Genomic DNA, 14,251 nt, shown 5'->3' with positions numbered 1-14,251 from the left:
AAACGGGCAGATACGCTAGAATCTTGGGGTTGGCGGCCAGGTATCAAGATGGGGGTCGCCCGCACTCCCGAGCGCAGTCCGGAGCATTCTACGCCTTCCCGTTTTGTTACATAGCTGACCACGAGATCCCAAATGAGTTTGTTTTCTGCCGTCGAGATGGCCCCGCGCGACCCGATCCTGGGCCTGAATGAAGCCTTCAATGCCGATACCCGTGCCACCAAGGTCAATCTGGGTGTTGGCGTGTACTTCACCGACGAAGGGAAAATCCCTCTGCTGCGCGCCGTGCAGGAAGCCGAGAAGGCCCGCCTGACCACCGCCACCCCGCGTGGCTACCTGCCGATCGAAGGCATCGCCGCCTATGACCAGGCCGTGCAGACCCTGCTGTTCGGCAAGGAATCGCCGCTGATCACCGAAGGCCGCGTTGTGACCGCCCAGGCACTCGGCGGCACCGGCGCGCTGAAGATCGGCGCCGACTTCCTCAAGCGCCTGTACCCGGACGCCAAGGTCGCCATCAGCGACCCGAGCTGGGAAAACCACCGCGCCCTGTTCGAGGCGGCCGGTTTCCCCGTGATCAACTACGCCTACTACGATGCTGCCAGCCACGGCCTGAATTTCGCCGGCATGGTGGAGTCGCTCAAGTCGTACGCCGCCAACACCATCGTGGTGCTGCACGCCTGCTGCCACAACCCGACGGGCGTTGACCTGTCGGCCGAGCAGTGGAAGCAGGTCGTGGAACTGATCAAGGAACGCAACCTGATCCCGTTCCTCGACATGGCCTACCAGGGCTTCGCGGAAGGCATCGAGCCGGACGGCGCCGCCGTGCGCCTGTTCGCCGAATCCGGCCTGCCGTTCTTCGTGTCGAGCTCGTTCTCGAAGAGTTTCTCGCTGTACGGCGAGCGCGTGGGCGCGCTGTCGATCGTCACCACGGGCAAGGAAGAAGCCCAGCGCGTGATGTCCCAGGTCAAGCGCGTCATCCGCACCAACTACTCCAACCCGCCGACCCACGGCGGCACCGTGGTCGCCACCGTGCTGAACAGCCCGGAGCTGCGCGCCATGTGGGAGCAGGAACTGGGCGAGATGCGCGACCGCATCAAGCTGATGCGCCATGCGCTGGTGGACAAGCTGGCCGCAAAGGGCGTGCCGGGTGACTTCTCCTTCGTCAAGTCCCAGCGCGGCATGTTCTCGTACTCGGGCCTGAACTCGGCCCAGGTCGATGTGCTGCGTAACGAGCACGGCATCTACGCCGTGGGCACCGGCCGCATCTGCGTGGCCGCGCTGAACAGCCGCAACATCGACGCGGTGGTCAACGCCATCGCCGCCGTGCTGTAACGCAAAACACGTAAAAGTGCACAAAAAGGCGACTTCGGTCGCCTTTTTCGTGTCTCGTGACAATTTTTCACGTTCTTTTGCATTTGTCATCGAGAAGTACAGTGTTTGTCCTATTGTCTTTTTCCGATGCGAGCGTACCTTAGGGTATATGCTGCATCGCACGATCGTTCGATTACGAGCATAATCGGTAACACATTAGCAACTGTGTTTGTTGTATTTGTATTGTCCAGGCGTTGAATTCCAGCTTCGCCCCCAGCCTGATAGGGACCACGTCATGCTTTACCAGCTGCATGAATTCCAGCGCTCGATGCTGCACCCGCTTACCGCATGGGCGCAGGCTACGGCCAAGACCTTCACCAATCCCCTGAGCCCGATGTCCCTGGTGCCCGGCGCCACGCGACTGGCCGCCGGCTACGAGTTGCTGTACCGACTCGGCAAGGAATACGAAAAACCCGAATTCGATATCAAATCGGTACGCTCCAACGGCCGGGACATCCCGATCGTCGAACAGACGATCATCGAAAAGCCCTTCTGCAAGCTGGTGCGCTTCAAGCGCTATGCCGACGATCCGGAGACCATCAAGCTGCTCAAGGATGAGCCGGTGGTGCTGGTATGCGCCCCCCTGTCGGGCCACCATGCCACCCTGCTGCGCGATACCGTGAGGACCTTGCTGCAGGACCACAAGGTCTACGTGACCGACTGGATCGATGCCCGCATGGTCCCGATCGAGGAAGGCCGTTTCCGCCTGGCGGACTACATCCACTACATCCAGGACTTCATCCGCCATATCGGCGCTGAGAACCTGCATGTGATCTCCGTGTGCCAGCCTACGGTCCCGGTGCTCGCAGCCATCTCCCTGCTGGCATCCGCCGGCGAGAAGACGCCAAAGACCATGACCATGATGGGTGGCCCGATCGACGCACGGCGCAGCCCGACGGCCGTGAATTCGCTCGCGACCAACAAGTCGTTCGAGTGGTTCGAGAACAATGTGATCTATACGGTACCGGCGAATTACCCGGGCCATGGCCGCAAGGTGTATCCGGGCTTCCTGCAGCACGCCGGCTTCGTGGCGATGAACCCCGACCGCCACCTGTCCTCGCACTACGATTACTACCTGAACCTGGTCGAGGGCGATGCCGACGACGCGGAAGCCCACGTGCGCTTCTACGACGAGTACAACGCCGTGCTCGACATGGACGCCGAGTACTACCTCGACACCATCCGCGAAGTGTTCCAGGAATTCCGGCTTGCCAACGGCACCTGGGAGATCGATGGCCAGCCGGTGCGCCCGCAGGACATCAAGGGCACCGCGCTACTGACGATCGAGGGCGAACTGGACGATATCTCGGGCGCCGGCCAGACCGCAGCGGCGCATGAGCTCTGCGCGGGTATTCCCAAAACGCGCAAGCAACACATCACCGCGGCCAAGTGCGGCCACTACGGGATCTTCTCCGGCCGCCGCTGGCGCCAGGAGATTTACCCGGAGCTGCGCGAATTCGTGCTCAAGCATCGTTGAGCCACGGCGCTTAAGCGGCACGCCGCACCCATAAAAAACGCCCGCAAGCTGCGGGCGTTTTTTTATGGGGCCGCAAGCTGCCTCAGCGGCGCTCCAGGTAAGCCAGCAGCATATCGGTGTGCAACTCGGCAAAGCGCTCGTGCTCATCCTGCGCCGCCACGTCGCGCCCGATCACCGCGCTGATGGTGTAACGGTTGGACAGCACGTAGTAGCCAAGCGCGGAGATCGTCAGGTATAGCTGCGAGACATCGACGTTGTCGCGGAACACCCCCTGGCGCTGGCCCCGCTTGACGATATCCGCGAGCACGTTAACCACCGGGTTGATCAACTGGTGCAGCTGGGTGGACTTCTTCAGGTGGCGCGCCTCGTGCAGGTTCTCGCTGTTGACAAGGCGGATGAACTCGGGATTGCGGTAATACCAGTCCCAGACAAAGCGAGCCAGCGTGCGGACCGCCGCAACGGGATCCTCCTCGACGATGTGCAACTGCTCCTCGGCGGCGCGAAACTCCGCATATTGTTTTTCAAGGACGGCCAGGAACAGGCCCTCCTTGCTGCCATAGTAGTAATACAGCATGCGCTCGTTGGTTTCGGCGCGGCGCGCGATCTGGTCGACGCGTGCCCCTGCCAGGCCACCCTTGGCAAATTCTTCGGTGGCCGCATCAAGGATGCGGCGGCGTGTTCCCTCGGGGTCCCGCTTGGTTCTGGTTTCGTTTCGCATGCGACGGCTGGTGAATCGTTGCGCGGATTATGGCACAGGGCAACTTGCGCGCAGTGGCCCGGCAAAGGGCGCATCATCGCGCGTTTCTGCACTGCGGCGAAATCGGGGATAATCCCTGCCGCGTGCCCGTTCCGGCCAGGAAAAAAGAGAACGGCATCCGCGCCGTACCCGCAAACCCCAAAAGCTGTCGTGACCGCCATTTCCCAGACCCTCGCCGATCGCCTCGAAGCCCTGCTGCCACAGACCCAATGCACCAAGTGCGGCTTCGACGGCTGCCGTCCCTATGCCGAAGCCATGGCAACGGGCGAAGCAGCCAGCAATCGCTGCCCGCCGGGCGGAGAAGAGGGCATTCGCCGCCTGTCAGCACTGCTGGGCACGCCGCCGCAGCCGCTGGACCCGGAGCGGGGCGCGGAGCAGGCGCGCGCGGTGGCGGTGATCGACGAAGCGCTGTGCATCGGCTGCACGCTGTGCATCCAGGCTTGCCCGGTCGACGCCATCGTTGGCGCGCCCAAGCAGATGCATACCGTGCTGGCGGACTGGTGCACGGGTTGCGACCTCTGCGTGGCCCCCTGCCCCGTCGACTGCATTGCCATGGTTCCCGTCACCGCACAGCGCACCGGCTGGGCCGCCTGGTCGCAGGCGCAAGCGGACCAGGCCCGCGCGCGCTACCTCGCCCGCCGCTCGCGGCTCGTGCGCGAGCGCGAGGAGAACGATGCGCGCTTGGCGGCCAAGGCCGCCGCCAAACTGCAGGCGCTGCAAGCCGAAGCCCCGCAAAGTGAAGAGGAACGGGTGGCGCAGGCACGCAAGCAGGCCATCATCCAGGCCGCCATCGAGCGGGCGCGCCTGAAGCAACAAGCGGTACAGCCGCGCAATACCGAGAACGTCTCGCCTGCCGTGCAGGCACAGATCGACGCCGCCGAGGCTCGCCGCGCCAGGGCCGGCCTCACCGCCACACCAGGCCAGGCCGATCCGGATGCCACGCCTGGCGCCAACCCAGCCCCCAAGGACTCATGAACGCTGCCAAGTGCCGCGCCTTGTTCGAGACACTGCGCGAAGTCAACCCGACCCCGGTCACCGAGCTGGAATACAGCTCGCCGTTCGAGCTGCTGATTGCCGTGCTGCTGTCCGCGCAGGCCACTGACGTGGGCGTGAACAAGGCCACGCGCAAGCTCTACCCCGTGGCGCACAGCCCGGAGCAGATGCTGGCGCTGGGCGAGGACGGGCTGATCGAGTACATCAAGACCATCGGCCTGTACAAGACCAAGGCCAAGCATGTCATAGCGACCTGCCGCATCCTGGTCGAGCAGCACGGCGGGCAGGTGCCGCGCGACCGGGCCGCGCTGGAGGCCCTGCCGGGCGTGGGCCGCAAGACGGCCAACGTGGTACTGAATACCGCGTTCGGCGAGGCCACCATTGCCGTCGACACGCATATCTTCCGGGTAGCCAACCGCACCGGCCTGGCGCCCGGCAAGAACGTGCAAGTGGTGGAGCAGAAGCTGCTCAAGGCCGTGCCGCAGGAGTTCATGCATGATGCGCACCACTGGCTGATCCTGCATGGGCGCTATGTCTGCAAGGCGCGCAAGCCCGAGTGCTGGCACTGCGCAATCGAGCCGCTGTGCGAATACCGCGAGAAGACCGAGGCGCCACGCATCTGAGCGCAAGCGCAACGGACAGGCAAAAAAAGACCCGCGCGAGGCGGGTCTTTAACTATCTGGCAGCGCTTGCGCTCAGACGATGCGGCAGGCTTCGTCGAACGACAGGCGCGGGCTGCGCGGGAACAGTTTGTCGGCCTCGCCATAGCCCAGGTTCACGAGGAAATTGACCGACCACTTGCCATTGGCGAAGAAGGCGGCATTCACCTTGCCAGCATCGAAACCGCCCATCGGGCCGCAATCCAGGCCGAGGGCCCGGGCGGCCAGGATGAAATAGCCACCTTGCAGCGAGCTGTTCATCAGCGCGTCGCGGGCGATCTTTTCCGGCTGGCCGGCGTACCACGAACGCGCATCGGCGTGCGGGAACAGCTTGGGCAGCTGGTCGTGGAAGGCGTTGTCGAATGCGACGATGGCAGTGACCGGTGCCGAGCGGGTCTTCTCGACGTTGCCTGCTGACACGCACTCGACCAGGCGAGCCTTTTCCGCTGCGCTCTTGACGAACACGATGCGGGCCGGCGAACCGTTGGCAGCCGTCGGGCCAAACTTCATCGCGTCGTAGATCTGGTGCAGCACGGCATCGTCCACTTGCCGGTCTTGCCACACGTTGTGCGTACGCGCTTCGGTAAACAGCTGGGCGATTGCAACCTGATCGATCGGTTTCATGCGGTCGGTTCCTGAACAAAAAGTGAGAACCGGATTGTATCTAAGACGCCGCGCCTCGCCACGCAAGCGATTTGAGCAAGGGGTTCAATTCTGTTGCACATCCTGCGCGCCGGAACCCTTGCTGGTCAGCCAAAGCACGCCCGCCAGGATCAAGCCGCCGCCCAGCGCCTGCGTCATCCCGACATGCTCCCCGAGCAAAAGTGCCGCCAACACCACCGTCACCACCGGCTCCAGGGTGGACAACATCGAAGCCCGCGCCGCGCCAAGCCGTTGCAAGCCGGCGAAGAAGGTTAGGATCGCCAGGACCGTGGACAGCAGCGCGATCGCCAGCAGCGCCAGCCAGCCAGCGGCGCCCTGCGGGAATTGCGGCGGCACGCCAGCGCCCGTGCGCAACACCCCCGCCACGACATAGACCAATGCGGCCGCACTGCATACCACGGTGGTGGTGGCCAGAGGATTGACACCCGCCGTCACGCGCGCGCCCACGATGATGTAGACCGAGTAGATCGCGGCCGAGGCCAGGCCAAGCCCGATGCCCAGCGCCGAGCCCTGGCCACCACCGACCGTTAGCCCCGCCCCTACCGAGCACAGCACGAGCGCGATCACGGACGCGGTGCCGAGCCGTTCCTTGAGGAAAACGGCGGCGAGGATGGTAACAAAGAGCGGATACAGGTAAAGCAGCAAGGCCACCAGGCTGGCCTGGGCATGATTGAGCGCGGTGAAAAAGCAGAAAGACTGGCCAACATAGCCGACGCCGCCCATGGCGGCCAGCGCCAGCACCTTGCGCCAGCCCGGCAGGCCGACGCCGCGCAGGCGCATCGCCAGCGCCAGCGCGCCCGCGGCCAGCACGAAACGCACAGCCAGCAGGCCGTAGACATCGGTGCCCGCGTCGTAAGCAAAGCGCGCGAAGATCGCCATGGCGCCAAAGGCGCTGGCCGACAAGGCGATCAGCAACACGCCCGCGAGCTGCTCGCGGGCATGGCGCAGGGGCTGCCGGACACGGGCGGCGGAAGAACGGGGAGCGGACATGGTGGCGCGCTGGCAGGAAATGGACCCGGCGACGCCGGGCAACGCCGCATTTTAGTGGCTGGCAAGCCGATTCGGTCAGCTCGCAGCGAGGCCGGTTTGCGCTGCGCTGCAGCGGTGGAAGAGCTCGTTTACAATAGCGCCATCATGTTCAATCCCTCCCGCGAAGAAGTCCGCCGTTTTTTCTGCGAAGCCTGGCAGAAGCAACGCGCAGGCAGCGTCCTCACCCCCCTCGAAGTCATTGCCGTCGACTGGATCGGCGAGCATCCCGAGTATCACAGCCTGCTCACCGACACGGAGGGCGCGCTGACTCAGGACTACACGCCTGAAGGTGGCCAGACCAATCCCTTCCTGCACCTGGCCATGCACCTGTCGATTTCCGAGCAGGTTTCCATCGACCAGCCTCCCGGCATCCGCCGCGCCTACGAATCCCTCGCGCAGCGCCTGGACTCACCGCACGAAGCGCAGCATCAGGTCATGGAATGCCTCGGCGAAATGCTCTGGCAGGCGCAACGCACCGGCATGCCGCCGGATGGCGAGCAATACATTGCTGCGATCCAGCGCCGCGCCACCCGCTAGGTGACGCGCCAGCCCCTACCTGGCTGGGTACAAATCATCACAAAGTTCTGGCGCATGGCGTGATAAGCACGTGATAGGCTGTGCCGCGTCACAATCTCCTGCCGCGTGCGCATCCCTCTTCACGAGGATGCGCTGCCACCTCCCATGCTCAGCACGCTCAAGCCCGAGATCTGCCGCGCCACGGCCATGCCCCCTGCGCTCCTGCTCGCACTCGCCCTGGTGGCCGCCGGGCCGCTATCCAGCCACGCCGCCGTGGCGTTGCTGCAGCCGCCGAAGGTGGTCGACGGCACCAAGCCCCTGACCTTGACCTTGTTGCTGAGCGCTGACGGCGCGAGCCGCAGCTTCCTGGTCCCCCAGGCGATCGACGTCACGGCTTCGGCCGATCTGCAGGCCCCTGTCAGGCTCAGCATGCAGCGCGCCACTGCGGGCCCCTCGACGATCAAGCTGCGCAAGGGCGAGCACCGCACCGTCGAGTACAGTGCGCCATTGCCGCCCAACCTGCGCGGCGTGATCCGACTCGATCCCGTGGACATCGACGCCGCGCCTGTGCTGGTCACGCTCAACCGCGCGCCGCGCGCCGACGATCCGCCATCGGCCCAGGTCGCGGCAAACCCGGCACCCGCCACAAGCGCCGAAGGAAGCACCCCTGCAGCGCCGGTTGTGCCCGTCATTCCCGTGGCAGCCGCCAGCCAGGCGTCGCCCGTCCCGGCAGACCTGCGTGACCAGGGGCGGCTGACCTTCAACGACCCGATGTACTTCCTGGTCGGAGCGCATGGCGGGGCCAACGCCAAGTTCCAGTTCAGCTTCAAGTTCCGCATCTACCAAGGCGAGAATCCGGCTTCGCACGGCTTGCTTGAGAACCTGTACTTCGGCTACACGCAGTTCTCCCTGTGGGATCTGTCGAGCGACTCACGGCCCTTCCGCGACACCAACTATCGCCCTAGCCTGTTCTATTACCTGTCGGATACCGGCGTGCAGAACCGCGTGATCAGCCGGCTTTCGCTCGCGGCTGGCCTGGAGCATGAATCGAATGGCCGCGATGGTGCCCAGTCGCGCAGCATCAATACGGTGTTCGTCAAACCCACGTTTTACCTGGGGGACATGAGCAACTGGCACTGGAGTGTGTCGCCCAAGCTGTACTACTACGTCGAGAAGAACGACAACTCGGACATTGCCAGCTATCGCGGCTACATGGACCTGAAGCTGGCCTACGGCAAGCCGGACTCATGGGAGTTCGCCACCACCCTGCGCAAAGGCACGCAGAAGTACTACGGCAGTGTCGACGCATCGGTGACGTATCCGCTGGCCAGACTGATCCCCGGCACGGCGGGTTACCTGATGGCAGGCTATTTCATCGGCTATGGCGAGAGCTTGCTGGATTACAACCGCAAGCTGCCTTGGCAATTCCGGCTGGGATATGCGCTGTCACGCTGACGCGCTTTGCGCGCCTAACCAGCCAGCGGCTTGCCACTAGCCTTCAGCCGCGCGTTGGCCACCGCCGCGGCAAACTGGCCCTGCCCATGCCAGCCGGTGGCCCGCCCCAGCTTCTTGCCCTTGTGGAAGAACATGAAGACCGGAATGCCGTGCAGGCCGAATCGCTTGCCCATATCCGGGTGCGCATAGACGTTGGCGTGCAGCCAGTGCAACTCCAGTGCCCGCACCGGGTCTGGATTGGCCAGCATGGCTTTCTTGGCCATCTCGCAATTGAAGCAGTCTACGCCCCAGAAAAACACGCAGACCAGTGCATCGCCCGCGGCGGCGATAGCGGCATCGATGCCGGCGCCGTCCACCTCGCGCATGCCGAAGGCGTCGAAGGCACGATGGTCGAGGTGCGCCGCCGGATCCACGGTGGTGTCAGGCGTGGCGGCATTGTCTGGCTTTGAGGACATAGAAGTCTCCAGCAATGAAAAACGCCCGGGCCAGCGGCACCGGGCGTTGCTTGTGCCAGCCCGCCGGACGGACCGCAAAGCGGTGGCGCTTACTTGGGCGCGGCCACCGTGACCAGCGCCGGGCGCAGCACGCGATCGGCGATGGTGTAGCCGCGCTGCAGCACCGTGACCACGGTGTTGGGTTCCTGCGGCGCCGGCACCATCGAAATGGCCTGGTGGCGGTGCGGGTCGAACTTTTCGCCAACCGGGTTCAGCTCGACGATCTTGCCCTTCTCAAAGGCGCTGACGAGCTGGCGGGCGGTCAGTTCGACCCCTTCGCGCAGCTTGGCGATATCGCCCGATCCGTCGGCCAGTGCCGCCTGCAGGCTGTCCATCACGGGCAGCAGGTAGTCGGCAAAGGTCTCGATGGCGAATTTATGGGCCTTGGCGACATCTTCCTGGGCGCGGCGGCGGATGTTCTCGCCTTCCGCAGTAGCCCGCAGGAACATGTCGTAGTTCTCCTTGGCCTTGGCTTCAAGCGCGGCCAACTGGGCCGCCACGTCCACGGTGGCGGCGTTATCGGCCTGGCCGGCCGGGGCGGTGTTCAGCTCCTCGCTGGCGGGCGTGAGCGGCGGCGTGGTGGATGGCGTCTGCTTCTGTTCTTCCATGTCGATCCGTATCAAACAAAGGCGCGGCCTGCCTGGTGCAGGCCGCCGGGTGGTCAATCGGCAAATGTAGCCTGCAGTTGGTGGCAGGCCCCCGGATTTTCAAGAGCGCACCGCGACGGTGCACTGAAACACAAGGTTACAAAGCGGGGTCTACGGAAATAGGGGTCATATTGCTTTGCTGCAGCGCACCCCCTAAGATGAAACCGTATAAAAATGACAAAAATAACGGGGTCGAAGATGCAACTCAAGTGGGGCCACTCTCGAAAGGTTAGCCATGCATAAGCTGCCTGTTCTGACGGTCTTCCTTCTCGCCGCATTATCGGTGATGACAGTCTTCATCTGCCTCTCCGGCGCCTTCACGCCGCGAGACACCGAATACGGCAGTGGCAAGGCGGTATTCAAACACTACATCATTCCCTACGTTCGCTGACCCAGCCGGGTGAGTCCGTACAGCCTGGATCGCCGTGCGCCTCACCCCCTGACACCGTCGATCTGGCGGCGATCGCGCTTGGTCGGGCGCCCCTGCAGTTGCGATGCGGGCTCCACGTTAAGCCGCCGGTTCTCGGCATCCTGCCGCCGGCGCGCCTCGCTGGCCTCGGTTTCCGCATAAAGCGTCTGGGCTACCGTGGCCGGGCCGCGTAACCCCGCAATCCCCTTCACCACGACTTCCCAGCGTTGCTGGTGCGCCTCCAGGACGACGGTGTCGCCCGGCTTGACCTCGCGCGAATTCTTGCACGCCTGGCCGTTGACCTGCACCTTGCCACGGTCCACCGCCTCGGCAGCCAGCGAGCGAGTCTTGAAGAAGCGCGCGCACCACAGCCATTTGTCGATGCGCAGGCGGGCATCGACCTCGAAAGATACGCTCATCTCGTCACCTCCATCCGTTGGGCAGCGCCGCGCTCATGCTGCGGCGCCGCGCGTCTGCGCATGCGTGCGGCGGGCCTCCAGCTCATGCGGATGCGGCAGCCGCAGCGGCCAGCCCTGCAAGTGCTGCAAGCCGATCTCCGCCAGCCCGGCAATCCAGCTTTCCGCATCGTTGAGGCAAGGAATGTAGTGGAACACCTTGCCGCCAGCCACGTGGAACCCGGAGCGCCCTTCCATGGCGATCTCTTCCAGCGTCTCCAGGCAATCAGCCGGAAAACCCGGGCAAAACACGTCTACCCGGCCGGTGCCGACCTTGCCGAGCTCCTGCAAGGTGGGCGCAGTATAGGGCTGCAGCCATTCCGCCTTGCCAAAGCGCGACTGAAAGGTGACCTGGTACTGCCCGGGCTGCAGGCCCAGTGCCTCGCCCAGCAGGCGCCCGGTCTTGAGGCACTCGCAATGATAGGGATCGCCTAGCTCCAGCGTGCGGCGCGGCACGCCGTGAAACGACAGGATCAGCTTGTCGCCCCGCGCGAATTCCGGCGTGCCATGCTGCGCCCAGTATGCCCCCACCTGCTGGTGCAAGGCGGCAATATAGGCCGGATGGTCGTGGAAATGCTTGACCAGCCGCAACTCCGGCTGGTTTCGCCACTGCTTGAGTACCCGGAACACCTCGTCGAAGCCCGTCGCCGTGGTGGTCCCGGAGTATTGCGGATACAGCGGCAGCAGCAGGATGCGCTCGGTCCCCTGGCGGCGCAGCGCTTCCAGCACCGAGCCGATCGAGGGATTGCCGTACCGCATGGCACACGCCACCGTCACCTCATGGCCCTGCTGGTTCAGGAGCAGTTGCAAGGCGTGAGCCTGGCGTTCGGTGTGCACCAGCAGCGGGGAACCGGTCATATGCGCCTCCCGCAGCCAGATCGACTCATACTTCATCGCCGAGGCGCGCGAGCGCAGCGGCACGATGATGCCGTAAAGCAGCGGCAGCCACGCCGCACGTGGGATCTCCACGACGCGCGGGTCGGACAGGAACTGCTTGAGGTAGCTGCCGACCGCCTTCGGCGTCGGCGCATCCGGGGTGCCAAGGTTGATCAGCAGGATGGCCGTGCGCGGCGCCTGGCCATGCTGGTAGGCCGGTTCAGGGGTGAGCGTCATGTAATTTCCGGTGTGGCGGGGCGGCGCGGGCACAGGGCGCGCGGCCGCCAGGTCTCGCCGAGCTTACAGGATGAGGGGAACAGGCAGTTTGTGAGACCGGGCCGGGCCAACACTAGTTCTGGCTGAGCGCGCTGGATAACAAGCGCGCGGTGATGTCGACGATCGGGATCACCCGCTCGTAGGCCATGCGGGTCGGCCCGATCACCCCGAGCGTGCCGACGATCTGGCCGTCGACTTCGTAGGGCGCGGTAATGACCGCCATGTCTTCGAGCGGCACCAGCTTGCTCTCGCCGCCGATGAAGATCTGCACGCCCTGGGCATGGCTGGAGACATCGAGCAGCTTGAGCAGGCCGGTCTTGTGCTCGAACACGTCGAACAGGCGGCGCAGCTTTTCCATGCTGGAGGACAGGTCTTCCACCTCCAGCAGCTTGCGCTCGCCCGAGATGAAGACGTGGTCGTCTTCCCCCTCGGCCATGGCACTGCTTCCCGCCTCCACCGCGGCCTGCATCAGCTGCGACATATCCATGCGCAGCGCCTGCAGCTCGCCGCGCAGGTGGTCGCGCACATTATCGAAGCTCATGCCGGCAAAGTGCGAATTGATGAAATTGGCCGCTTCGACCAGCTGCGACGGGGAATACGGCAGCTCGGTCTGGATGATGCGGTTCTGCACGTCGCCCTCGGGGGTGACGATGATCAGCAGGATGCGCTTGTCCGAAAGCCGCATGAACTCGACCTGCCGGAACGCCTGGGCGCGCCTTGGGGTCATCACCACGCCGGCGAACTGCGACAGGTTGGACAGGGTGTGCGCCGCCGACGTGATCATCCGCTGCGGCCCGAGTTGCTGGCCGTGCAGCTGGCCCCGGATCTTGCCGGTCAGCTCGGCCAGGTTGAGCGCGCCATCCAGCGGCTGGGCGGTCAGCATGGTGTCCACGAACAGCCGGTAGCCGCGCGGCGTGGGGATACGCCCGGCCGAGGTATGCGGGCTGGCAATGAACCCCATTTCCTCCAGGTCGGACATCACATTGCGGATGGTGGCCGGAGACAGGTCGAGACCCGAGTACTTCGACAAGGTCCGTGAGCCCACGGGCTGCCCCTCGGCGATATAGCGCTCGATGAGGGTTTTGAGAAGCGTTTTCGCACGTTCATCCATGATGCTCCTGATTTTACGCAAGTTTTCACCATTCGGGCGGCTCATCGGCGATCCGGCCCGCTGCCGAGCGCCCTCCTGCTGACAATGGTCACGGCGGTATGGTCTAATCCCGGCATGTCTTCGCTCCCCAAGTCCGGCGCCGCGCGCGCCCCATTTCGCACCGTCGCCTTGATCGGCAGGTACGCCACAGCCGGCATCGAGGGTCCGCTGGAAGAGCTGGCCGCCTGTATCCTCAGGAACGGCCAGGATGTGGTGTTCGAGCGAGACACGGCCCTGGCCACCGGGCTGACCGACTATCCGGCACTGGCGCCAGACGAGATCGGCAAGCATGCCGATGTGGCGGTGGTGCTCGGCGGCGACGGCACCCTGCTGGGCCTGGCGCGCCAGCTGGCCGGCTACCCGGTGCCGCTGATCGGCGTGAACCACGGGCGCCTTGGCTTTATGACCGACATCCCGTTGCAGGACGTGCATTCGGTGCTGCCCGACATGCTGGCGGGCCGCTACGAGTCCGAGACCCGCATGCTGCTGGAGTCCCAGGTGGTGCGCGACGATGGCGTGATCTTCTCCGCGCTGGCCTTCAACGACGTCGTGGTCAACCGTTCCGGCATTTCGGGCATGGTCGAGCTGGCCGTGTCGGTGGACGGCCACTTCATGTACAACCAGCGCTCCGATGGCCTGATCGTCTCCACGCCGACCGGCTCGACCGCCTATGCGCTGTCGGCGGGCGGCCCGATCCTGCACCCGACCCTGTCGGGCCTGGTGCTGGTGCCGATTGCCCCGCATGCGCTGTCCAACCGCCCGATCGTCCTGCCGCACGACGCCGAAGTGTCGATCGAGGTCGCCACGGCGCGTGACGCCAGCGTGAACTTCGACATGCAGTCGCTGACCTCGCTCTTGCCCGGCGACCGCATCGTGGTGCGGCGCTCGGCCAAGACCGTCAACCTGCTGCACCCGATCGGCTACAACTATTACGCCACGCTGCGCAAGAAGCTGCACTGGCATGAGTACCCAAGCGAAGACAACCGGCTCTGATCCGCCCCGGCCCGCACCGATCCGGCCCAGATCC

Annotated in this window: 16 protein-coding genes; 8 read left to right on the top strand and 8 right to left on the bottom strand. The window is 64.7% G+C overall.

Annotated elements, in window-relative coordinates; translation table 11 throughout:
- Nucleotides 1-132: 132 nt before the first annotated feature.
- A complete protein-coding gene (locus F7R26_RS06265; protein WP_043344875.1) occupies nucleotides 133-1,329 on the top strand; it encodes an amino acid aminotransferase in 1,197 nt (398 codons plus the stop codon).
- A gap of 274 nt (nucleotides 1,330-1,603) precedes the next feature.
- Nucleotides 1,604-2,845 carry a polyhydroxyalkanoate depolymerase gene (locus tag F7R26_RS06260; RefSeq protein ID WP_150983829.1) on the top strand — a complete coding sequence of 414 codons (1,242 nt, stop codon included), beginning with the start codon at nucleotides 1,604-1,606 and terminating at the stop codon, nucleotides 2,843-2,845.
- 82 nt (nucleotides 2,846-2,927) lie between these two features.
- Here F7R26_RS06260 and F7R26_RS06255 read toward each other — a convergent pair whose 3' ends face one another.
- Nucleotides 2,928-3,563, bottom strand: a complete 636-nt coding sequence (locus tag F7R26_RS06255; RefSeq protein ID WP_043344870.1) for a TetR/AcrR family transcriptional regulator — start codon at nucleotides 3,561-3,563, stop codon at nucleotides 2,928-2,930.
- Nucleotides 3,564-3,752: 189 nt separating this feature from the next.
- Between F7R26_RS06255 and rsxB the strand changes: the two genes are divergently transcribed.
- Both rsxB and nth read left to right on the top strand, forming a co-directional pair.
- On the top strand, nucleotides 3,753-4,577 hold the full coding sequence (gene rsxB, locus F7R26_RS06250) for an electron transport complex subunit RsxB (RefSeq protein WP_150983828.1): 825 nt from the start codon (nucleotides 3,753-3,755) through the stop codon (nucleotides 4,575-4,577).
- On the top strand, nucleotides 4,574-5,218 hold the full coding sequence (gene nth, locus F7R26_RS06245) for an endonuclease III (RefSeq protein ID WP_150983827.1): 645 nt from the start codon (nucleotides 4,574-4,576) through the stop codon (nucleotides 5,216-5,218). Before rsxB ends, nth begins: the two co-directional genes overlap by 4 nt.
- Before the next feature lie 72 nt (nucleotides 5,219-5,290).
- Here nth and F7R26_RS06240 read toward each other — a convergent pair whose 3' ends face one another.
- Both F7R26_RS06240 and F7R26_RS06235 read right to left on the bottom strand, forming a co-directional pair.
- The gene (locus F7R26_RS06240) at nucleotides 5,291-5,878 is read right to left on the bottom strand and encodes a malonic semialdehyde reductase (protein ID WP_150983826.1); all 588 of its coding nucleotides are present in this window, start codon (nucleotides 5,876-5,878) and stop codon (nucleotides 5,291-5,293) included.
- Nucleotides 5,879-5,962: 84 nt separating this feature from the next.
- Nucleotides 5,963-6,907, bottom strand: a complete 945-nt coding sequence (locus tag F7R26_RS06235) for a DMT family transporter (protein ID WP_150983825.1) — start codon at nucleotides 6,905-6,907, stop codon at nucleotides 5,963-5,965.
- A gap of 144 nt (nucleotides 6,908-7,051) precedes the next feature.
- Between F7R26_RS06235 and F7R26_RS06230 the strand changes: the two genes are divergently transcribed.
- Both F7R26_RS06230 and F7R26_RS06225 read left to right on the top strand, forming a co-directional pair.
- Nucleotides 7,052-7,483 (top strand): DUF1841 family protein, encoded by a 432-nt coding sequence (locus F7R26_RS06230; protein ID WP_150983824.1) that lies wholly within the window; start codon nucleotides 7,052-7,054, stop codon nucleotides 7,481-7,483.
- A 144-nt stretch (nucleotides 7,484-7,627) separates the two neighbouring features.
- Nucleotides 7,628-8,917, top strand: coding sequence for a phospholipase A (locus F7R26_RS06225; RefSeq protein WP_150983823.1), 1,290 nt, complete (start codon nucleotides 7,628-7,630; stop codon nucleotides 8,915-8,917).
- 14 nt (nucleotides 8,918-8,931) lie between these two features.
- On the opposite strand, the gene F7R26_RS06220 is transcribed toward F7R26_RS06225, so the two are convergent.
- Entirely contained in the window at nucleotides 8,932-9,372 is a 441-nt protein-coding gene (locus F7R26_RS06220; RefSeq protein ID WP_150983822.1) for a thioredoxin family protein, read from the bottom strand.
- 89 nt (nucleotides 9,373-9,461) lie between these two features.
- Nucleotides 9,462-10,019: a nucleotide exchange factor GrpE gene (gene grpE / locus F7R26_RS06215; protein ID WP_150983821.1), complete on the bottom strand. Its 558-nt coding sequence runs from the start codon at nucleotides 10,017-10,019 to the stop codon at nucleotides 9,462-9,464.
- A 274-nt stretch (nucleotides 10,020-10,293) separates the two neighbouring features.
- On the opposite strand from grpE, the gene F7R26_RS06210 reads away from it, so the two are divergent.
- Nucleotides 10,294-10,449, top strand: coding sequence for a hypothetical protein (locus tag F7R26_RS06210; RefSeq protein ID WP_006160162.1), 156 nt, complete (start codon nucleotides 10,294-10,296; stop codon nucleotides 10,447-10,449).
- A gap of 41 nt (nucleotides 10,450-10,490) precedes the next feature.
- Here the strand turns inward: F7R26_RS06210 and F7R26_RS06205 are convergent, their stop codons facing one another.
- The 3 genes from F7R26_RS06205 to hrcA form a co-directional block, all read right to left on the bottom strand.
- Entirely contained in the window at nucleotides 10,491-10,886 is a 396-nt protein-coding gene (locus tag F7R26_RS06205) for an RNA-binding S4 domain-containing protein (RefSeq protein ID WP_150983820.1), read from the bottom strand.
- Between the two features lie 33 nt (nucleotides 10,887-10,919).
- Nucleotides 10,920-12,035: a ferrochelatase gene (gene hemH, locus F7R26_RS06200; RefSeq protein WP_150983819.1), complete on the bottom strand. Its 1,116-nt coding sequence runs from the start codon at nucleotides 12,033-12,035 to the stop codon at nucleotides 10,920-10,922.
- A gap of 112 nt (nucleotides 12,036-12,147) precedes the next feature.
- Nucleotides 12,148-13,185: a heat-inducible transcriptional repressor HrcA gene (hrcA, locus tag F7R26_RS06195; RefSeq protein ID WP_150983818.1), complete on the bottom strand. Its 1,038-nt coding sequence runs from the start codon at nucleotides 13,183-13,185 to the stop codon at nucleotides 12,148-12,150.
- Between the two features lie 114 nt (nucleotides 13,186-13,299).
- On the opposite strand from hrcA, the gene F7R26_RS06190 reads away from it, so the two are divergent.
- Nucleotides 13,300-14,217, top strand: a complete 918-nt coding sequence (locus tag F7R26_RS06190) for an NAD kinase (protein ID WP_150983817.1) — start codon at nucleotides 13,300-13,302, stop codon at nucleotides 14,215-14,217.
- Nucleotides 14,218-14,251: the final 34 nt, after the last annotated feature.

This window comes from Cupriavidus basilensis, assembly GCF_008801925.2.
GTDB classification, from domain to species: domain Bacteria; phylum Pseudomonadota; class Gammaproteobacteria; order Burkholderiales; family Burkholderiaceae; genus Cupriavidus; species Cupriavidus basilensis.
The sequence above is the reverse complement of the archived record's forward strand: the minus strand, read 5'-3'. Positions and strand labels throughout refer to the sequence as shown.